This window comes from Pseudoalteromonas sp. Z1A6 (assembly GCF_011378745.1).
Taxonomy (GTDB): Bacteria; Pseudomonadota; Gammaproteobacteria; order Enterobacterales; family Alteromonadaceae; genus Pseudoalteromonas; species Pseudoalteromonas arctica.
The window spans coordinates 1-3,673 of record NZ_WTKW01000383.1 but is presented as its reverse complement, the minus strand read 5'-3'; the positions used below and the strand labels follow the sequence as shown (position 1 = coordinate 3,673).

Genomic DNA, 3,673 nt, shown 5'->3' with positions numbered 1-3,673 from the left:
TATTACCGCCTTTTCATTTTTATACATATTTTTTGTAACCGAGAATTTTTGCCCGCATCATGTAAACATCGTGTAAATGCCTGTATATACCCAGTAAAATCCTCAAACCTCGTTAAATTGCCTGCTTGTTGATATTTAGTTAATTAAAATCCTTCTGCTTGTACCTTTTTGTTCATTTAATGTTAATAAATAAATGATACTTTCTGCTCGCCAAATTAACTTTGTTTAATTGTTAAGTATTGGTTTGCTATTAATTTATTACGTCAATCAATGACGACTGATAATTTCAATTTAAGGAAATACGATGAATAACAGTTCAAATAATCACAAAAGAAAGGATTTTAAAGTGGCGAGCTTATCGTTAGCTTTATTATTAGGATGCTCAACAATGGCCAATGCTGCTGTTGATAAGTTAACGGTAAGTGGGAATCAAGTTCTTGCGGGTGGAGAAAACACAAGCTTTGCAGGGCCTAGCTTATTTTGGAGTAACACGGGGTGGGGCGCTGAAAAATTTTACACAGCAGAAACAGTGGTAAAGGCAAAAACTGAATTTAATGCAACATTAATTCGTGCAGCTATTGGCCATGGCACAAGTACGGGTGGCAGTTTGAACTTTGATTGGGAGGGCAATATGAGCCGTCTTGATACTGTTGTAAATGCAGCTATTAGCGAAGATATGTACGTTATTATTGATTTTCATAGCCATGAAGCACATACCGATCAAGCAACAGCCATTCGATTTTTTGAAGAAGTAGCCACTAAATATGGTGACAACGATAATGTTATTTATGAAATTTATAATGAGCCATTACAAATTTCATGGGTTAACGATATTAAGCCTTACGCCGAAACAGTTATTGATAAAATTAGAGCAATCGATCCTGATAACTTAATTGTGGTTGGTACGCCTACATGGTCACAAGATGTTGATGTAGCATCGCAAAATCCAATTGATCGCGCCAATATTGCTTACACTCTGCATTTTTATGCTGGCACGCATGGTCAATCGTATCGAAATAAAGCACAAACAGCACTCGATAACGGTATTGCTTTGTTTGCCACAGAGTGGGGAACGGTTAATGCTGATGGCAATGGTGGTGTTAATGGTAATGAAACCGATGCATGGATGGCATTTTTTAAAACAAACAATATTAGCCACGCTAACTGGGCTTTAAACGATAAAAACGAAGGTGCATCGTTATTTACTCCAGGCGGTAGTTGGGATTCATTAACAGCGTCAGGCACTAAAGTTAAAGAGATCATTCAAGGATGGGGTGGCAGTAATGGCAATGTTAATTTAGATAGCGACGGAGATGGCGTAAGTGACAGCCTTGATCAGTGTGATAATACTCCCGCAGGTACAGCGGTTGATAGTATTGGCTGCGCGGTAACCGACAGCGACGCTGATGGCATTAGTGATAGTATTGATCAATGTCCTAATACACCAGCCGGTACAAGTGTTGATAATGTAGGCTGTGCTATTGAAGTTGTTGAACCAGCAAGCGATGCTGATAACGATGGAGTGAATGATGATATCGATCAGTGCCCTAATACACCCGCTGGTACAAGTGTGGATACAAATGGATGTAGCGTTGTAAGTTCAACAGATTGCAACGGTATTAATACGTATCCTAATTGGGTGAACAAGGATTACGCAGGTGGTCCGTTTACTCACAATAACACCGACGATAAAATGCAATATCAAGGCAACGCATACAGCGCAAATTGGTACACAAACAGCATTCCAGGAAGTGATGCTACATGGACGCTTCTTTATAGTTGTAATTAAGCGCGTTTAATAAAATAAACGAAGAAGGTAAATAATACATTTACCTTCTTTTTAAAAGTATTAGCCTTTATAAATACTCTGTTGTTGAGCTGCAATGTTGTAGCTTGGGGAATCTATATTATCTATATAACGCCAATCGGTTGTGATTTGCTCGTTTGTAATTGTCAGTATCATATATCCGCGGTGCGATAGGTCACAATAATTTAAGTCGTTTATTAACAATGAAAGCGAGTCAGCCATTTGCTTTGCTTGTGCAGTATTAAGCGCTAAATAATGCTCCATACCCGGGGATGTAACGCCAGGTGTTGCAAACTCTACTCCTACGCTTTCGCCTTTTGCATTTTTTAATATGCCATGCCACGCATTGTGCGTATCACCTGCAACCACTACTAACTTTTTATTTAACGTAGTAACGCTTTTATATAATGCTTCGCGCTCGCTTGGATAGCCGTCCCATGCATCTAAGTTGTAAGGCATTAAAGTATTTACGCGTGCGAGTTGCTCGGGTGTTACCGCTTTATTAGCTAACACTGCTTTTTTAATGGTAACAAGCTCTTTTAACACCTGAGGTATTTTAGTGCGATCGGGTTGCGAGAATATTTCAGTAGGTAGCCACATTTTAGTCATCAATACTTGCTGGCCCAATACTTGCCATTTTGCATTTGATTTAGTTATTGCACTGGTGAGCCAGTTTAGTTGTGTGTTACCTAGTAAATGCCTATTTTGATTATTTAAATCACTGACAAAGCGCGCAACATCCATTTGCTTGGTCTCGGGGTTTTTGTAGTCGCTGTAAGCGAGTTGTTTATCGCGTGCTATTACGCGCGTATCTAGCATATGTAAGCTTATTAAATTACCAAAATCGAAGGTGCGATATATTTGCGGGCTTTGTTCGCCCATAGGTGGCCTAATTGGCAGCCATTCGTAATAGGCTTGAATAGCTGATGCACGGCGTTTAAAAAAGTCACCTTCATCAGGGGTATGATTTTCAGCTCCACTTTTATAGGTATCGTTAGTAACTTCGTGATCATCCCATATTGCGATAAATGGCGCTGCAGCGTGAAGTGCTTGAAGGCCTTGGTCTGTTCTGTAAATAGCATAGCGTTTACGATAGTCGCTAAGGGTAATAATTTCACCGCTGTTATCAGCTGCTAATTGGCGGCCAATGTTTTCTGCATTTTGTGTGGCGTACCCGCCCATTGGGTATTCGTAAATGTAATCTCCCAAATGCAGTACTACATCTAAATCTTTTTGCTTAGCGGCATCTGTGTAGGCATTAAAGTACCCAGCAGGGTAGTTTGAGCACGACACAACAGCCATTTTTATTTGTTCAATATTATTTATTGGTAGTGTTTTAGCACGGCCAATAGGGCTTTGTGTATTTAACCCAATAAAGCGATAAAAGTATTCTGTATTTGGAGTAAGGTCTTGCACATCTATTTTTATTGTAAAGTCTCGGCTTTTATCTGTTTGTTCGCGCCCACTGCGAATGATGTTTTTAAATTGAGAATCACTTGCCAGCTCCCAAGCAACAGTAACTTCAAAATTTGATTGAGCAGTGGTTGCACGTGTCCAAATTATTAAAGCATTATTGAGCGGGTCGCCACTCGCTACACCGTGTTTAAATTCAATAGCCGATAGAGGTTTGTTTATTAATGTTTGAGCACAACCTGTAATGGCACTCGATACTGCGACGGTAAATATGCTTGCTGCTGAGGTTTTTAAAAAATTTCGACGTGATGAAAGGGTCATACTGCACTTTTTGAATTATTTATAGTGGTGTGCACTTTAGCGGATAGATATGACGTTTTTATAAACGCTAAATGTATTTAGTGTGACGGTATTAATACCTTTAAATCCTTTATTTATTAACTAAAAAGTAGT

The 3,673-nt window shown here is 39.2% G+C and carries 2 protein-coding genes; one reads left to right on the top strand and one right to left on the bottom strand.

What is annotated here, in order from left to right; translation table 11 throughout:
• The first annotated feature begins 304 nt into the window (after positions 1 to 304).
• On the top strand, positions 305 to 1,789 hold the full coding sequence (locus GQR46_RS17460) for a cellulase family glycosylhydrolase (protein ID WP_165741747.1): 1,485 nt from the start codon (positions 305 to 307) through the stop codon (positions 1,787 to 1,789).
• Between the two features lie 60 nt (positions 1,790 to 1,849).
• Here GQR46_RS17460 and GQR46_RS17455 read toward each other — a convergent pair whose 3' ends face one another.
• Complete coding sequence (locus GQR46_RS17455; RefSeq protein WP_165741746.1) at positions 1,850 to 3,541, bottom strand: alkaline phosphatase D family protein; 1,692 nt, start codon at positions 3,539 to 3,541, stop codon at positions 1,850 to 1,852.
• Between the last annotated feature and the right edge of the window lie 132 nt (positions 3,542 to 3,673).

What these genes read in the sequence shown, in the direction of transcription:
- GQR46_RS17455 (WP_165741746.1), bottom strand. Translation starts at nt 3,541, where the DNA reads ATGACCCTTTCATCACGTCGAAATTTTTTAAAAACCTCAGCAGCAAGC.
- GQR46_RS17460 (WP_165741747.1), top strand. Translation starts at nt 305, where the DNA reads ATGAATAACAGTTCAAATAATCACAAAAGAAAGGATTTTAAAGTGGCG.